10 protein-coding genes and 5 pseudogenes are annotated in these 15,937 nt (G+C 40.3%); 13 read left to right on the forward strand and 2 right to left on the reverse strand.

The window, feature by feature from the left end; translation table 11 throughout:
* Positions 1 to 14: 14 nt before the first annotated feature.
* A pseudogene (gene tssM, locus P4S59_RS19370) lies at positions 15 to 3,406 on the reverse strand (type VI secretion system membrane subunit TssM).
* A gap of 27 nt (positions 3,407 to 3,433) precedes the next feature.
* Positions 3,434 to 4,743, reverse strand: a pseudogene (locus tag P4S59_RS19375) (type VI secretion system ImpA family N-terminal domain-containing protein).
* Between the two features lie 538 nt (positions 4,744 to 5,281).
* Between P4S59_RS19375 and P4S59_RS19380 the strand changes: the two are divergent.
* The 13 genes and pseudogenes from P4S59_RS19380 to P4S59_RS19440 all read left to right on the forward strand — a co-directional run bounded on the left by P4S59_RS19380 (position 5,282) and on the right by P4S59_RS19440 (position 15,861).
* On the forward strand, positions 5,282 to 5,881 hold the full coding sequence (locus P4S59_RS19380) for a hypothetical protein (protein ID WP_337168889.1): 600 nt from the start codon (positions 5,282 to 5,284) through the stop codon (positions 5,879 to 5,881).
* Positions 5,882 to 5,890: 9 nt separating this feature from the next.
* Positions 5,891 to 7,369, forward strand: a pseudogene (gene tagH, locus P4S59_RS19385) (type VI secretion system-associated FHA domain protein TagH); the annotation flags it as partial.
* A 6-nt stretch (positions 7,370 to 7,375) separates the two neighbouring features.
* Positions 7,376 to 7,875 (forward strand): annotated as a pseudogene (tssJ, locus tag P4S59_RS19390) (type VI secretion system lipoprotein TssJ).
* 11 nt (positions 7,876 to 7,886) lie between these two features.
* Complete coding sequence (gene tssK, locus P4S59_RS19395; protein ID WP_337168891.1) at positions 7,887 to 9,212, forward strand: type VI secretion system baseplate subunit TssK; 1,326 nt, start codon at positions 7,887 to 7,889, stop codon at positions 9,210 to 9,212.
* Positions 9,209 to 10,000 (forward strand): type IVB secretion system protein IcmH/DotU, encoded by a 792-nt coding sequence (gene icmH / locus P4S59_RS19400; protein ID WP_006741083.1) that lies wholly within the window; start codon positions 9,209 to 9,211, stop codon positions 9,998 to 10,000. The genes tssK and icmH overlap by 4 nt, the downstream gene beginning before the upstream one ends.
* Before the next feature lie 148 nt (positions 10,001 to 10,148).
* Positions 10,149 to 11,636, forward strand: coding sequence for a PAAR-like domain-containing protein (locus tag P4S59_RS19405; RefSeq protein WP_258642032.1), 1,488 nt, complete (start codon positions 10,149 to 10,151; stop codon positions 11,634 to 11,636).
* Between the two features lie 14 nt (positions 11,637 to 11,650).
* Positions 11,651 to 12,457 carry an AHH domain-containing protein gene (locus P4S59_RS19410; protein ID WP_085343942.1) on the forward strand — a complete coding sequence of 269 codons (807 nt, stop codon included), beginning with the start codon at positions 11,651 to 11,653 and terminating at the stop codon, positions 12,455 to 12,457.
* Positions 12,454 to 13,023: a hypothetical protein gene (locus P4S59_RS19415; RefSeq protein ID WP_085343941.1), complete on the forward strand. Its 570-nt coding sequence runs from the start codon at positions 12,454 to 12,456 to the stop codon at positions 13,021 to 13,023. Before P4S59_RS19410 ends, P4S59_RS19415 begins: the two co-directional genes overlap by 4 nt.
* A 51-nt stretch (positions 13,024 to 13,074) precedes the next feature.
* Entirely contained in the window at positions 13,075 to 13,491 is a 417-nt protein-coding gene (locus tag P4S59_RS19420) for a hypothetical protein (protein ID WP_085343940.1), read from the forward strand.
* 116 nt (positions 13,492 to 13,607) lie between these two features.
* Entirely contained in the window at positions 13,608 to 14,174 is a 567-nt protein-coding gene (locus P4S59_RS19425; protein ID WP_085343939.1) for a hypothetical protein, read from the forward strand.
* 104 nt (positions 14,175 to 14,278) lie between these two features.
* Complete coding sequence (locus P4S59_RS19430; RefSeq protein ID WP_337168892.1) at positions 14,279 to 14,779, forward strand: imm11 family protein; 501 nt, start codon at positions 14,279 to 14,281, stop codon at positions 14,777 to 14,779.
* Between the two features lie 79 nt (positions 14,780 to 14,858).
* Positions 14,859 to 15,349: pseudogene (locus P4S59_RS19435) on the forward strand (hypothetical protein).
* A gap of 101 nt (positions 15,350 to 15,450) precedes the next feature.
* Positions 15,451 to 15,861 carry a hypothetical protein gene (locus P4S59_RS19440; RefSeq protein WP_006741077.1) on the forward strand — a complete coding sequence of 137 codons (411 nt, stop codon included), beginning with the start codon at positions 15,451 to 15,453 and terminating at the stop codon, positions 15,859 to 15,861.
* The last annotated feature ends 76 nt before the right edge of the window (positions 15,862 to 15,937 follow it).

A 15,937-nucleotide genomic window follows, 5' to 3' on the forward strand; every position in this document is an offset into this window, starting at 1 on the left:
TTGTTTTTATATTGTTATTTAATCGACTCTGGAAGCGTAAAGTTATATAGCTCAGCAAGAGTGAATGGGTTTTTCTGCGTCAATGGAGTGATGCGTAAGCTTAAGTCCCTCCCTGACACTTTTATGTCACTGACAAAGCTGCCGTTATGAGTGTTTGTCAAGGTCGAGTCACCTAGCAATCTGTATATCGCCCATTGACCACTCTTATTTAAAACGTGCTGTCTACCTTCGTCTGTTACATCCTGGAGTGTGATACTAATATTGAAGTCACCATTTTGCGGTGGCCAGGCCATTTCACGAATTCGGCTTGGACCGTGGTAGTAACTCATATTGGTATCTGCAATTTTTAAACTGGCTCTAATTGCACTAGAGTCAAGGTCGAGTACTCTTGCACTAAACGGAATATGAACTCGGTTGGTGCTTTTATTAATTAATGTATCTCGAATGACATTATAGTTGCGTAGTTGCACTAGCAGAGCTGGAGAGATTGGCATCGTCTCACCATCTACCTGCTTTGGCGTCCACAAGTTCGTATCGTAGAACGGTGCAAAGTTTTTCTGAATAAATGTGTCTAACAAGCCACCTGAAGCAAATAGCAATTCGAAATCTTCAATTGAGATTTCCTCGGTCGCTGTTAGGTCAAATGGATATTTCCCCAATCCAATCTCTTTAAATTTGGTATAAATTTCACTGTACCACTGAGTTTGAATGCCTTTTGCAGACTCTGTAATCATTACTGACCAGCTTTGCTGAACCACATCTAGTAACCAGCTGCGAACGGGTTCTGGTGATTTTTGTGCAATCTGTTTAAGTTTGATTAATGGGTCCGCCTCAGTACTGTTCATTCGATGCTGTGCTGCTGCTAGCGCCGCCATTTGTGGATCTGGCGCGTCGGCGATGTCTTTCATGTAGGTGCGAACACGGCTCAAAGCTGCAACGGTCTCATCCCAAGGAGTAGGGGAGTTTGGTGTCTCACTCACTTGAAGCTGGTTTAATAGGTGAAAGGCTTGCTCAACACGTTGCATTAGCAAGTAATCAGGCTTTACCACTTCTTCTACGGCATCTGATGCAGAATCTGCTGCTGCCGCGAGTTTCGGGTCCAGTTTTGAAATTAGAGCGCTTTTTTCGCCAACGGGTGAAAATTGTGTGTTGGCATAGACCTGCTTCAATACCGTTGTCATTGGTGAAGAAGGCCCAGAGATTAAGTCTATCGCGTTGGTCAGGTCACCAACGTTGTCATAGTTTTGGACTTTGAGCTCACTCAGCGCATTACGCCAGTTATTGATGTAGTCATCAGTATATTTTTTTCGCACTTCTTCTTTAAAGGCTTCTTGCTCTTCGTTGGTAGGGATGACATGTTGCGATAGACCTAGAACCCAGTTGTCGCTGATTACTCGTTGTGACATTAAGTCCACGCGTGGTCGATAAAAGGTGCTGAAACCAGTGGAGGTATAGATCTTATCGACGATTAAGCGTTCGCTATCGATTGGCGTATTAAATACATTGCTAAACTCAAAACCGACGGCTCGTTGCAGATCTAATGTTCCTAAATCAATAGAGCTTGCTTCGTTTAAAATGCCTGCATACACGAGGTCGACATTCGAATTTGCAAGTAATGAGCGACGTGTTGCACGAACAAGATCCATGTTGATATCGATTGGAGCAAATTGTGTGCGAAAGTAGGCGTCTAAGTAGCGCATGGCCTGATCAACGACGTCACTTTGGTTACTCAAATCACTCATCATTTGGAGTGTTTGATGACGTAAAAAACGGATATCACGCTTAGATGGATCGTTAAGCATTAAATACCCCTTCAATAGAGGTAAAGCGCGCGTGAAAGCGTTTTGACTTTGTGCTAATTGTAGGCGGTAACCTTTCTCAATCAGAGGTATTAGCTGCTGAGCGACTTCCTTAAGTAACGCTTCGTAGGCAATGCGAGTGCTTTGATCCAAACGGCTAATATTGAGTGGTAATATTTCCTCATCTAAAGCCTTAGAACCTTTAAGCCATGCCCCATAAGACGGTTCTATCGCTTTGGTTGCATTTTCTAAAAGCTCACTAAATCTTGCATCGTGCTCTGCTTGTGATTTGTCATCAATACTTAGTAGTTGATTCATCACATGTAAGTTACTGTCTAACGTAGTTGCAAAAAAGTAACTACCGCCAGCAAGCAGAATAATGGAGCCGAGTATGGCTAAACGGCTTTGTCTCTGAATTAGACGAAGATACGTCTTGTTTTCTCCCGCAAAATCGCTTTCAGGCAATATTTGCGAATCAATCAGAAAGCGAGAAAAATACGGTGTTTCCGTCAACTGGGTATGCTCAGAGGCGATAATTGGTAAGTTGAAGTAGTTACTACAACTTTTTGCTAGTAAATTGTATTTACGACCGCCTTGTAAACTTGAGCTAAAGAAAATTTCACGGATATCTAGCGAATAAACACCGTTGTTAACATCACACAGACGCTCTAGAACATAGCTGACTTCAGACTGACATAGCTCAAACTGCTTAGGGAAAGCGAGAATTGCCTGTTTCTCGTCGATATCTGTTGAGTTAGCTGATGCATCTAGCGCGTTACTTTCAAGCACTTTAACTAGATTTCGGTAACTATCACGATAGTATTCTGAAAAAACACCTTTGGCCTCTTTCAGTGGGATAGAAAGGAACTCTACACGTGTCTTAAGAGAGCTAAAGTGCATGTATTCTTTAAATCCATCTAACTTGTCTAGCTTCGACATAATTAGATAAATTGGTAATGCTGACGACGTTTTAGAGTTGATAGTGCTCAAGCGCTCCAATAACGACGAAATAGTGTACTCTTTTTGTTCTGGCTCAGAGACGATCATGAACTCGAAGTCGATGAAGAATAAACAGCCAGAAAATGGTTTTCTAGGTCGGTGGCGAATCACTTCTTCGATGAATGTATTCCATAAAGAAGCATCACTGCTTGATATTTCTTGAAACACTAAGCGTTGGTCAGGTTTGATGTATACAGCGCTGTCAGATTCGTACCATTCAAAAAAATCATTCTTAGCGGTTCTCGTGCGATCCATTGGTTTAATTGCACTAGAATTAAATAAAAATTGACGTCGCCCTGACCCTTTATTACCAAGCATCAGATAAATTGGTTTCTTGCCTGAGTTAGCAAGAAGAGGTTGGATAACCATAGAAAGAGCTTCTTCCTCAGTTTCCAAATTTTGAGCTTTAGCGCTGTTCTTTTTTTCAACCATAGTGTGAATTGAAAAGTGACGTAGAAAATGGCGATAACACCAAGGCTCAGCCAAAGATACAGTTTATCTGCATCTTTTAGAAAAAGAAGATAAATAGCGGTAATGGTTATCGCCACTAAAAGCGTTAATATAGTAGAAATCACAACTGGATTTCTAAACAGTTTTTGTTTGAACATAAGCCTAAAACTTCTTTAATTGTATTGTTATTTATTGTCAGTTTTTTCAGCTTGTAGCTGACTCAATTTATATAGGTAGATGTTCAGTAAAAGGGTTGCGCGGTCAATTTCCTTTTGCTGTGAATACTTTTCAGCGTATTCAATACGACCTAGAAGCGGGAATAGTGAGTTACTATATTCGTACGCCGTTTTAGAGTTCTTATCTACATTCTGTCTAGCTACGTTGGCAAACACCGTTCTTGCGTCTGAGAATCGCTTATACACATCCATAAACTGGTCTTCTAAATGGGCGCTCTGTGTCAAAAAGTTTTGACGTAGCTGCTGGGCAGAAGATGAATCTGGATAGATTGCGATTAATTCATTGGTCAAGCTATCGAGCTCGCTGACGTTACTTACTTTGGCCGAGTCTAAAAACCAGTTATTCATCATAATATCTACGCGATTAATAGTTGGTGTTTTCAGTGACTGGGCATATTTTTTATTTTCGTAATCTAACGAGGCGACCAACTTTACAAGTTCATTAAGTGAAGCTTGACTAATTTTTTGCTCCAGCGTTCGATAGCGTTGTTGTTCGTAAACAAAATGTGAACATATCGCCGTAACAATCAAGCCAATGATGAAGTAGATCATAAATCGGCCGGACTTTGTTGGGGTCGTTTTTTCACTGTTATTGAGGGGGGATGGCGAGTCCGGGGCAGGAGAGGGAGATACATTCACTTTAATTTCAGGTGTTGCCTGTGCGGAAGCAGCGTTAGTATTTGCTTGTTTTTTCTCGCGTAACTCTATGGCATGTTGTTGTTCTTTTATCTGTTCAGCCCATTGATTTAAGATACGACGAATGCGACCAAATGAAGGCGCTTGAATACCGTAATGAAGGCGAAGCTCTTCCTCTATTCTTAAACACAACTGGTGCGCAGCTTCAATCAGTGGAAGTTCTTCCGGCAACGCACGGTGCTTATTAATACGTTTTTCAGTATGCTCCACCATCCATTCAATTGCGCTCATTCGTGCTTTTGACTTTGAATGTTCAGGGTATGCGGTGTTCCAATAGACGACACACACATCAAGCAATGAATTTAACCCTTCAACAAGGCCTCTTAGACCATCGTTATATGTTGATGCGACCGTGAAGTAGCAGCAACAACGTAAGTCTTTAGCGTGAGTGCTCAAGATTTTTTTGAGAGTGTTTGAACCGTTTTCCAAGAGACTCTTCCGGTAACTTTATTAAGATTATTTATTTGACGTTTTATTTCGTCAAAGTCTTCAGAGGCATTAGGGTTAGAGCCGCTTGGGTTATTTTCATCGATTGGTCTTCGAGCGAAGTCGCTAAAAAACATAAGGCAAATTCCAACTGATCATATAGAAGTATTAAGGTATATAGGACTCCACTGCTGTTATATTAAATTGTAAGCAGTGCATTACCGAAGTGATTCTATAGATAAAAGAAGTTGTTTAGATAATAAAAACACTTAAAAAATAAATTAAATTATCCTTAGTGTGATCTTTGTTCATAATATTAATGTCAATAGTTCGATTTGTTTTTAAGGAGAGCCTTATATATGACGAAGTCGATCTTTTGAGTTAATAAATGTGACTAAATTGTTAACTTTGTCTGTTTTTTGTTCGCTTGTGTTCTTTAAATTAGCCCTCTTAAATTGGTGGTAGAGCCTTCTTAATTTTTATTTAATTAAATAGGTTTACAGGCTCATTGCTTTAACTCAGTTCGGTCCATTAGTTTTTGTTTGTAGGTAAAATAACCAACCCTATAGTTGAAATGTATTAAGTTATAGGTGTTTTTTTAGGCGTATTGAAAAAGAGAATATAATTGATATCTTTCGCCTCTAAGTAGAATATCGGTTTTCCTAGAGGGACGAAATGCTAAAACCAAGTCAAATCGGGCTGATTTCAGCCATGTGTCTATTTTCTTCTTTTGCAGTCGCAAAGGGAGAGCGTTATGGACTCTCTGCCAGTATGTTGACTATCGATAGCATTAATTACGAAGAAGGTAACAGTGGTGAACAAGACAGTCTAAGGTTTGGCTTGGTTCATTCTCGCCCTATTGATGAAAATAATAACCGTTGGCGCTGGTGGTTAGGGCTTAACTACCTAGCAGAAGATATCGAAGCGCCAGCTAGCGGTCTATATCAAGAAGTAACTAACTATGAACTTCGTGTTGTACCGCAATATGCGCTGGCTTCTTGGAGCGTTTTCACACCGTACGTAGGTGCTGGTTTATCTGCAGGTTACTCACAATATTCAAACCGTTGGCAAGTTGACCCAGAAGGTTACCGCTATAAGAGTGTCGAGGACATCGATCAGTTCGAGCTGGGTGCAGTTATCGCCGTTGGTACAGTCATTAAGCTAGGTAGTAACCCAGATGCTCATATACAAATCATTCCTCAAGCCTCTTATATTCTCCCAGTTATCAATGATGGGATAGGTGGGCTTGAACTGTCTGTTTCTATGCTATTTTGAGGTATATAGATGCACTCAAATCAGCTAGTTCTATTTATTTCTAAATGCCCAGAGGAATACACAGGTGTCAAGCACATTGAAATGCCCGAGAGTGGTGGTTCAATAGGGCGTTCACCAAGTTGTAGTGTGTCTTTAACCGATCACAACCGCTTTATATCAGGCACTCATTGCCTGATCAGTGTGTATGGAGATACCTACTATATTAGTGACGTATCCACTAATGGCACTATGGTTAACGGAAACAAAATACTCAAAAATCAACCTGTTGCGATAGTCGATGGCGATATTATTTCTTTAGGACAATATGAAATTGGCGTTTCTCTGGAGCATGTTACCTCGACACAAGACATTGCCGCTGATATAGCCCCTGAGCGAGTATCCAATGATCCTTTGGTTAGCCTCGGTGACGCAGTTGTCGAAGAAGAAGAAAAAGTAGGCGCTTTAGAAGATTTGTTTATGGAGACTAAACAGGATGACATTGATTGTCATGATCCTGTTGCGCACCTTAACTTTTCAATGCAGCGAGATGATGATTATTTAATTCGTGACGATGAGCATCCAGAACCTGAACAGCCTAAAACGGTGGAAAGCACACGTCAGGTGGTCGATGACAGTTTCAGCATATACTCCGAGTTCGATCAGTCAAGCCTCATCCCTGAAGATTGGATGGCTACGGAGACCAAGAGTAACGCATCAATAAAGGGTTCGTTAGGGGTAGAGAACGGTACGCCATATAGAGAAGATATTGTCTCAGAAGAGACGGTTCAACCCCAAACGACGATTCTAGATAGGGCAGTTCAAAGACAGCATCATGCACCTAACTCCACCGAGACGATCGTCGAACATACTGCTAAAGGCTCAAAATGGGAAGAGATGACACAGTCATTTACTCCCTCTTCTCAAGCTAATCAGCAACTGCAAATGCCTGCGGTAGAACCTACGATAAACAGTACGACTAAAGAGCAAGCGGGAATCGAAGCAACCGCCTGTTCTCAAGATATAGCACAAGCGTTTTTTGATGGTTTGGGTATAAGAAATCCTGAGCTAATGACGAATGAAGCTCAGTTGTTCAAACAAATGGGCACTTGTTTGCGCTTATGTATCGATAACCTGCAGAAAGAATTACACGAAGTAGAGTCCTTGAAAGAAGAGCAGAGTACGAGTGAGTCTAACTCTAACATTGCGGAGCTGATGCTGACTCTCAATAGCCAACATCTACTGGCTCCAAATGAACTGGTAGAACAAATGCTTGATGAGTTGAATGACCACCAAGTCACGTTTAATAAAGCGCTGAATGAGCTCATTTTAGAACAATCAGAGACGAACGATCCCGTTGCATTTGCTAACAAAGTGGCGAGTCAATCTTTGTTCTCAACGAAGTCAAAACTGTGGGGCGAATATTTAGATTTCTACTCTAACAATCGTCGCCTGCTCAACGAAACATCCTTAAAAGGGCTGATTAAGAAAAACTATAACAAAGTGATTAAGGAAACCATGCGTAGTATCGCCGTATTACTCGGATTTGCCATGTTGTCCGGTTGTTCCATGTGGGATCAATTTAAAGAGTCCACGGGTATCACACCAGAAACTTCGTCCATTGAATTGGTTATTGAGGCGTCACCTGTACTCAATGTGAGAGATGGGGGCAGTCATCTCCGGTCATTCTCCGCCTTCACGAATTAAATTCGCCAGTTTTATTCCGAAGCTTAGATTTTTTTGCGCTGTTTGAAAACGATAAAGCGTCGTTGGGTGATGAGTACATCAAACGTTATGAATATCAAATACAGCCAGGTGGAAAAGTTCATGAAATGCTAACGCTAGACCCTGACACTCGTGCCGTCGGTTTTTCTGTGGCCTTTCGTGATATTGATGGTTCGTCATGGCGTAAAGTTGAAGTCATTGAAGAGAAGAGCGAGTACTACATCAAGCTCAAGTTAGAAGGCAGTGAGTTAATTTCTGATAATACTCGCGGCATTGAACAGGTTTACTTTTAAGGGATAGAAACATGTCTTTATACAATCCAGTTGTTTGGCAAGATGGAATGTTCATGAAGCCGCAGCATTTTCAACAACTCGATCGTTCGCAAAGTAAACTGTCGAGCATGTTGAGCAACAACGCATCTCCTTTACATTGGGGGATTAAGCGTTTGGAAATAAATTCACAACTGCTAGCCCTCGGTAAAATTGGTATTACGCGTGCAGAAGGCATCCTACAAGACCGCACGCCATTTGAGCTTCCACTGCTCGCTGAACTACCAGAAGTGAAAGATGTGGATCCTTCGATTGCCGATAAAGTGGTTTATTTGTGCTGTCCGTTACCATCGGAACGTTCTGAGTTATTTGGCACTAAAAAAGACGGTGCACGTTATACGATGGAATCTCAAGAAGCGGTTGATGCTTGTTATGATTCGGAAGACATGGCAAATATCGTCGTCGGTAAGCTTAACTTTTGCTTAATGTACGACCATGAAGATAAAAGTGCTTACACGTCTATTCCGATCCTCAAGATCTCGGAAGTGAAGCCAGATGGCAGCGTGATCTTAGATGATAGTTTCATTCCTACCTGTATTGATATTCACGCATCTACGGTACTTAATAAGTTCGCGACGGAGTTTGCTTCTATGCTCAAGCACCGCGCAGAATCCATAGTTCAGCGACTGGGAGTGGTGGATCAACAAGGCGTATCATCAGTTTCTGACTTTATGCTACTGCAAGCGCTCAATAGATACGAACCCTTGTTTTGGCATTTTGCAAACACAGAAGCTGTACACCCTGAGTCTTTGTATCGAATTCTTCTTCAGGCAGAGGGCGAGCTTTCGACGCTGTGCTCGACGACACGCCGACCTATTGAGTTTACTAAATACAATCATGGTGATCTTACTAGCTGTCTTTCTCGCGTTCTAGACAGTGCGAAAATGACATTGAGCGTGATGTCTGAACAAAGAGCAATTCCACTGACCTTAAAAGATCAGAACTATGGCATCAGAACGGCAGCGATCCCTGACAATAAGATCATTGATACGACGACCTTTATTCTTGCAGTTAAAGCCGACGTTACCTTGGATGTCCTGCATACGCAGTTTGTCAGCCAAACGAAGATCGGTTCAATCGATAACATTCGCGACTTGATTAACCTTCAACTGCCAGGGATTGAGATCAAACCAATGCCAGTTGTGCCACGCGCGCTGCCGTATCACGCTGGCTATACCTATTTCGAGCTCGATAAAACGAGTGAAGAGTGGATGGCATTGAAGAACACTGCTGCGATTGCGATTCACGTTGCGGGCGATTTCGCTAACTTATCATTGCAACTTTGGGCCGTTCGTCTATGAGTTACGCAGAAACAGACGTCACCGTAGTCTTATTCCAACCAGAGCCTGGCAAACCAATGGAGGTAATGCCAGCGCCTGACTTATCGAGAAACATCGCAGTACAAGATCTATCTATCGACAACATGGGTATTAACCCGCTGGTGGATCAATTCTCATGGTTGATCGCCAGTCTGTCTTGTATGTCTTCGATCCCTTGGCTTGATGACCCGATGCCATTTCGTGAACAAGTGGCACGTGAGATTCGAAAAGGTGAACGAAAACTTAATGAAATGGAGCTCGATCGTGCTTCGGTTCTTGTTATTCGTTACTGCTTGTGTGCGGCGATTGATGAATCTGTTTGTCGGCAAGAATGGGGGGCAAATAGTCACTGGAGCCAGAACAGCTTACTGTCTGAATTCCATAACGAAACATCTGGTGGTGACAAGTTTTTCGTTATTCTCGACCGCTTAAAAGCCGACCCTCGCAAATACCGTCACGTTATAGAGTTTCTCTATTTATTGCTTCAACTTGGTTTCCAAGGCAAGTACGGCCGTGAAGAGCGTGGTAACGAAAAGTTAGCGGAAATTGGCAGCACCATTTATCGATTAGTGCGAGATGACCGCCTAGCAGAACAAGAAAAAGTTTCTTTAATCAACCTTAAAGCTAAATACCTAAAGAAGCCGTTAAAAAGGGTAATTTCACCCAAGCTGATCTTGAGTCTTAGTGCGATTACGTTTGCGCTTATGTATGCGGCAACCTACATCGTCATAGACTTAAAATTCCAGCAACTGCTTGAAGTGTATAGATAACCAGAAATCTAAAAATGAGATCTTCTGCCAGTTTTAAGGTTTGCTGTGAATATCACTGGTCTTTTAGTGAAATTCACTAGTCATTTAGAGAGATTGCAATGTGCGATCTCTTTTATCATTCAATCAATAAAATTCAAATGGATTGGTTATGGGCGTAACAGTTGGTGCGAATGGACTTTCGATAGTTCATAAAGGCTCAGGTGGTGAAGCGAATGCAACGCTCCCAGATGTTTGTTTAACTAAGGTCGGCAAGCCAGTCGTTCCTATCCCTTATGGCAACAATGCTAAATCAGCAGACCTTGCTGGTGGGACTACGACGGTCTCTATGGATGGCGGTAACAGTGTTGCTATCAAGGGCAGTACGTTCTCAAAAAGTACCGGCGATGCGGGCGGTGACAGAAAAGGCGTTGCCTCAGGCACGATAGAAGCCGAAGCAAAATTCATTTCAGCTTCACCAACGGTTAAGTTTGAAGGTAAGGGCGTATGTCGCCTGTCCGATCAAATGACCATGAATAAAGCCAATACCATGTGTCTTGGCGGCGCACAAAACCCATCGGTTTCTGTTACGGAAGACCAGGAAGGGACGTATACGGTTGATTTGTATCTCTCATACTCAGATGGTGAACCCGTTCAAGGCGCAACATACACTCTCACAGATCAATCTGGCGCGGTGTTTGAAGGAACACTAGACAACAACGGTAAAGCATCGGTTGGTGGGGTTGCTCCGGGGGAGTTTGCTATAGAGTACGGCGAGGACAGCCGCGATTTTATGCCAAATGTCCCAACCAAGACCAATCCAAACTTTAATCCAAGTGCGAACGCGCAGCTAATTATTGAAGAAGCTAAGCGTGGAGAAGTCGGTTTCTGGGAGAATGCGTGGAAGAGAATGTCTGGTGCTGCAAGCTGGGTTTGGGGCGTCATTCTTGGGGACTTTAACGATGATGCCTCCGTAGAACAGATCATTGCCAATACGGCCCTGACCATGATTCCTGTTGTCGATCAAGCAGCAGATGTCCGCGATTTATCAGCGAACATTATGACGTTGTTGAATGAGGAAGAACGTGAAAAGTCGGAAAACTGGCTGGCTCTTTCATTAACGCTTATCGGTTGTGTCCCGACATTTGGTAGTGCAGTCAAAGGTACGTGTAAAGTAGCCCTTAAAGGCGGAAAAGGAACATCAAAAGATACTTTACTGGCTGTTTTAAGAGGCATGGGTAAAGGCGATCCAGAGAAGTTCTTGCGTACGTTAGATTGGATGGATTATGCGAAACAAACCAGCCAGATTGTTAGCGATGTTCTAAAACCTTGTATTGAAGTGGCAACTGAGCTGGCTTCATACGCAAACAGAATGGGTGCAGATGAGCTCGGTACGTATTTCTTGAAGTTAGCGGATGAGGTAAAAATCATCGATAAAATGGTTCCGGACAAGCTTAAAGAAGCGATGGGCGAGTTTGATGATCTTTTTGCTCGTATCTTAGGTAAGGGCGAGAAAACTTACCCAGCAAGAGTAAAACATAATACCGGTGAGTCTGCTCAGTCAGGAAAGAACTCCGCAAAGGCGAATGAGGACAAAGATAAAAAAGATTTTGTCTGTCCCGTTTGTAAGAAAAAACCAGAAAAATGTGATGCTTATTAGAGGTCAATACCATCATGGCTAAAAACTCAACTGCAAAAACACATTGTCTTATAAAAGGTTCAGGGCCTGCTTTAGCAAAAGCAATTAAATCTAAGCACTATAAGTCGGGCTTCAATGAACATTTATGGGCGGATGGACGTTTGAAGGGGGATGACGGACAGTTCGGACTTCAGGCTCACCACATCATAACAACTAAAAACTTAGATACTCCAGAGTGGAAAAAATACAGAGAAGCATATGAGTATGATATAAACACCTGGAAAAATGGGGTAATGTTCCCTTCCAAAACGGATATCGCTTGTCAAGTCAATACACACGTCCATAAGTCTGGCCATGGTGGAGGTTTGGACTTCAAGACCGAGCAAGAACAGTTTTGGGAAACAAGTTCAGATCTTGAAAGTGGTGAACTTACATCAATTCCGGTAACAAAGGTTCCTGACCCTGTAGTGTCTAAGTTGCGGCTGGATGATATAAAGTATATAAAGTCGGTTAATCGGGATATTAAAGGTGTAAAAGAAAGTGCAAAAAGAGGCTATTATTGCAAATCAGGGAATAAAAGGCACTTTCAGTCTGATTTAGACGACGTCTCTGAAGACATTTTAGTGTGTTTAGATAGCTTTTTATATACAATTTCGACTTTTGGTCATGATTACTCTCCGGCAAGTGATATAGGTTGTGCAGGCGAGAATAATATAGAAAGCAAGAGTAAATCAAGAAGCGCATGCCCAAGTAGATCTTCCAAGCTACCGGAAGAAAAACACAATATAAAGAATGTAAAAGGTAAGATTATGAAACCTAGAAAACTTGAGGTTGGAAAATGAGTGAATATTTTTTTGCAAGAGAGTGTGTCAATTCCCCAATTTACTGTTTTCCAGATGAATACATCGATTCAGTACCCTTAACGAGTTTTACTTACCCTAAAGCACCTGTTCCCTTGATAGTCGAATTTTTTCCACAAGATGATTATGAAATCCCAGATATACTTGAGATGCCAAATTTCTCTATTAAGAAAAATGAATTTTCGAAATTAAATTTTAATAACATTTTTGGGATTAATTGGATCGATATTAAACTTCATGATAAAGGCGAACATGATTTTCTTATGCTACAAGTTGTCAATGAGATCAAGCTAATTGATAGATCTAAAAGTAAGATCAAGAGGTACCGAAAGGATTCTAATGGTGATGAGATGATTAGTGGTATTCTTAATCTTATATTAGATGAAAAACTAATTCAGACTATACCAGTAGATAGAAGGCAGGTAGTTATAGATCCTGGTTGGTTGAAGTGTGTTTTTTTCCATAAAAGTTTAGTTGAAAAAATAAAAAATTCTAAGCTAGTCGGTGTGGAATTTATACCGGCAGACGGCTATTCAGACTTTAGATAGATGAAATTAAATTTGAATGATTTTTATGTAAATTACTATTCTTGAAGTAATATGTATATTAAGTTTATTAAAGAAAATTTAAGCAATATTCTACCAGAAAAAAGACCAGGTATGGTTTTTTCTAACCCTGACTTGTTTATTATTTTTGACAATAATATCCGATTCGTAATTTGGGAAGAAATTTTAGAAAAGTTAAATAAATTTTGGTTAGAAGGAAAAGATACTTGGGATAGTAATTTTGATTTTGGTAGTCATCCTGACGATTATGATAGACAGTTTGATGATTATAAAACAATTGAACTTTTACAATTTCCAACCCTGACAGATTTAGAAGTAGAAGAAAAATATGCTTTTGTTTTTAACGAGAATAATGAATTATATATTAGTGAGAACTTCGTTAAAGACTTGAAGTCAGCTGGATGTGTCGATGTATGGTATGATACCACAGCTCCATATGGCCGTTATTAGACTGCCAGCATTGAAAAGCGCCTCATGGCGCTTTTTCTTTAATATTATTATTGAAGCACCGTTGTTGCCTGTTGAATTAAAGAACAGGAGTAAAATAAGAACGTCAGAGATTGTAAATGAGCGATTATTACTTTGCTAGAGAAGTTGTTGAAACACCACTTTATGATTTTCCGGATGAATTCTCTGATTCGGTTCCATCTAGCGTATTTACATATCCTAATAAGCCAATTCCGCTTGTAAAAAGGTTTGCTCTTAAAGAAGATTATAAGATTACCGATGTGTTTTTAATTCCTTCACTAGTAATAAGGAGTGACGTTTTTGAGGGTATTTCTTTCAATCACTTATTTGGAGTGAACTGGGTTGACATAACTCTTGTCGATAATGGAAATTATGCTTATAAAATGTTACAGCTTTGCAATGAAATAAATGTAATTGACAGAGATAAAAGTGAGTTCGATTTTTACGATGAATTTGAAGGTGAAGAGTTTATCTCTGGAATGAATAAGTTGGTTGTAAATGATGATTTGATCGATAACATAGAAGTTGAAAAAAGACTTATATTTTGGGATTCTGGTTGGAAGGATAAAGTATTTTACCATAACTCCATTGTGAAAAAGTTTCTTGAGCAGAAAGTACAGGGGATAGAATTTTTCTCTGTTGATGATTATTCGGAGTTTGTATAAATTTAATATTAAAAGAGGTGGTTAAGGTTTTTTAGGAAAAGGAAATGATTTTTCAATCCTGATATCTATATTCATATGGTATTGGAAAGTAAGTGACGTAAAATATGAAATTCTCGATTATTAGTGAAAATTACCAAATTTCGCAAATGATTTATACATGTGTTGACAGTAGAGAGCCCTTGTATAGTAAAGCGAAATTTGAGCCTACAAGCTCTTTAGAGCCTATTGTTTGGGAATCTACGGATGGTTTTATTAAAGGTGTAGGTAATATTGCGGATAATGGTGATCTCTGTGTTAGTAAGGAGTTCGCTGAACTGGTGATGAGTTTTGACCCTTATGGGATCGAATGTTACCCCGCAGAACTTAGATTACCAGATGGCTCGTTATCAAATCGTTATTTGTTGGCACTAAATAATGTTTTAGATGTTATTGATGAATCTAAATCTAGAATGAGAAAGTCACCCAAGAGAAATAAGATGTTAGTTATGGAACTTTATTTATCTGAGGAGAAATTAAAAAAATCCCTCTTCAAAATAGAGTTTTGTTCCGCGTTAAAGGGGCAGAGACCGCAACAATTTTCTGTGAGGAAATTTTTGATCTTGTGAGTGGCACTGAATCATTTAGTGATTTAAGAGCTTTTAAATTGGATTGTGATAAGGAAGTACCAAAGTACTGAGGCTTAAAATGAAAGAACAATATCATTTACTAACTAAACAAGACCTAGGTAACTTCCCATTCCAGCAAAGCCCTAAGCCAATAGTGCCAGTAGAGCCTGATCTGCTTTTGGAAATGACCTTTTCTCCAAAGCTATTTATCATCAGTGATATTGCGTCAAAAGTAGAGAAACTGGTCGTACACGGAGTAGAGTGGTTAGACGCTCGAGTGGATTGTTCCCAAGCCAGCCATCTGATGATGAAATTAAAGTTTACGAAGATTATCGAATGCCTTATATCCATCAAACTTATAAATTGACGGACAAAGAAAAACAATACGGTATGTTGAACTGGTTAGATATCGAATCAACAAAGTTTGACTTCTCTAAATTAGAAAATATTCCTTTAGAAGAACGATTAATATTTAAACTAGAAGAAGATTTTGGCTTCGTTTTCATTCACCAAAGTGTGATTGACCTTCTTAAAAAAGACGTCAAAGACGTTTGGATAAGAGATGTATAATTAATAGCGCCGAAAGGCGCTTTTTCTTTTATTAAAAATAAAGTATGGTCTCCCTCCTTTTAAAATGGTAAGTGTTGAATAATTCTACAGTGGTTAGGTAAATGAATAAAATAACTAAACTCGCTTTGGCTTTGTCCGTATTGACATCTGTTGTTGGGTGTCAACTGGTGTCAAATACGCCGATGCAATCGACAGCAACGAAGGAAATAATTGAAAAAGCAAAGGCAGAGTTTGATGGACAACGCTTTTATAAGTTGAATGAATATGATGAAGAAATCAACGTTTCAGATGATGGGGTCATTACCTTCAAGTCTTACTTACCACGCAGCGGCGGCTATGAATGGGTACCAATTGTGATACGCGATACTAGTTTTCGTGTTTCTTGCGATTATTTCAGTGAATATGTTGAAGCTGGAATGGTTGTTCAGGTTCAGTTTGTAGGTAAACGCGGGCGCATTGAAAATTACGACAAGCAACGTTGTGAAGAGTTTGGCGAGCCAACATGGCAATAAGAGCTATAGATAATTAAAGCGCCGACAGGCGCTTTTTATTTACGCCTTAATTAACGTTAGAAGAGGTTTAGACCAA

Origin of the sequence: Vibrio sp. M60_M70 (assembly GCF_037162085.1) — a bacterium.
Classification (GTDB): domain Bacteria; phylum Pseudomonadota; class Gammaproteobacteria; order Enterobacterales; family Vibrionaceae; genus Vibrio; species Vibrio diabolicus.